The sequence below is a fragment of the Bacillus sp. JFL15 genome, assembly GCF_001184225.1.
Classification (GTDB): domain Bacteria; phylum Bacillota; class Bacilli; order Bacillales; family Bacillaceae; genus Bacillus; species Bacillus siamensis.
The window spans coordinates 1-1,032 of the sequence record NZ_LFWQ01000013.1; the positions used below are offsets into that span (position 1 = coordinate 1).

The 1,032-nt window shown below is 56.9% G+C and carries 1 protein-coding gene; it reads right to left on the reverse strand.

Annotated features, from left to right (window positions below; all coding sequences use genetic code 11):
- Positions 1-1,032, reverse strand: a 1,032-nt coding sequence (locus AD710_RS18750) for an amino acid adenylation domain-containing protein (protein WP_049628855.1), incomplete at both ends; no start/stop codon positions are given.

Here is a 1,032-nt window from a genome sequence, read left to right on the forward strand (position 1 = left end):
AGCCCGTCTTCTGTCCAGCGTGCGATATCACCCGTCTGATACATGCGCTCTCCCGGATAAAACGGATCATCGAGAAAACGTTCTGCCGTCAGTTCAGGCCGGTTCAAATAGCCCCGGGCCACCCCTGTCCCCGCGATGTACAGCTCTCCGGCAACGCCCGCAGGCTGAACGGTTCCCCCACCGTCTAACACATAAAGACGGGCACCCGGAACGGGTTTTCCGATCGGAAGCCTTGTCCGTCCGCTGTCCCGTTTTCGGTCACAGACGTAAAACGCCGCATCAACCGTCGCTTCTGTCGGCCCGTAGCCGTGAATGAGCACGGTCTCCGGCAGAAGATCGGCAAACCGGTCAGCCGTAAGCGGTGAAAGAGCTTCCCCTCCGGCAAACACGCGTGTCAAGGTTTTGCCGAGGCGGATTCTTGTTTCCTCAGGCTTTGTTTCCAGCGCGTCTAAAAAGCTGTTGACCATCGCCGGAATAAAATGCGCGGTCGTCACCTTTTCCGAGGCAAACGCTTCAATCATCCGCGCGGGATCTTTCTCCCATCCGGCCGGAAGCAGATACACGGAGGCGCCGGACATCGTCCACCAAAACAATTGCCAGATGGAAGCGTCGAAAGAAAAAGATGATTTCAGCACGATCATATCCTCTTCTGTTAACGGAAACTGCCCTTGCATCCCGGATAAAAAGGCGGCGGCCTGACGGTGTTCAACAGCCACCCCCTTCGGTGTTCCCGTCGAACCGGACGTGTAAATGATATAAGCGAGCGAATCGGCATCCGCTTCTTCAGAGACAGCCCCTGTCTCCGTCTCACCTGTAAGGGCAGAAAGAGACACTTCTAGCGTCTCGCCGGAAAAACCGGGAACGGATAACCCTGACTGTTGAAGCAGGAGACAGGCGCCGCTGTCATCGAGCATATATTGCAGCCTGTCCTCCGGATATTCCGGGTCAAGCGGCACGTAGGCGCCGCCTGCTTTTAACACGGCAAGCACTGAAATCACCATCTCCGGCGAGCGTTCAGCGAGCACACCGACC